The sequence below is a fragment of the Paenibacillus sp. S29 genome, assembly GCF_049319765.1.
GTDB classification, from domain to species: Bacteria; Bacillota; Bacilli; order Paenibacillales; family Paenibacillaceae; genus Paenibacillus; species Paenibacillus polymyxa_B.
Window position 1 is genome coordinate 1 of the sequence record NZ_JBMOUI010000129.1, and the last position, 207, is coordinate 207.

Annotated in this window: 1 protein-coding gene; it reads left to right on the forward strand. The window is 64.7% G+C overall.

The genetic code is table 11. The features are described 5' to 3' along the window. A partial coding sequence (locus ACL9RM_RS26850; protein WP_414126737.1) for an AMP-binding protein occupies window positions 1–207 on the forward strand: 207 nt, incomplete at both ends.

Below are 207 nucleotides of genomic sequence, written 5' to 3' on the forward strand. Positions count from 1 at the left end.
GCCCGTCCGGAGGACCTGGCGTACGTGATCTACACGTCGGGAACGACGGGCAAGCCGAAGGGCGTGATGATCGAGCATCGCAGCCTGGTGAACACGGCGGCGGGCTACCGGCGGGAATACCGGTTGGATGAGTTCCCGGTGCGGCTGCTGCAGCTCGCAAGCTTCTCGTTCGACGTGTTCGTGGGAGATATCGCGCGGACGCTGTAC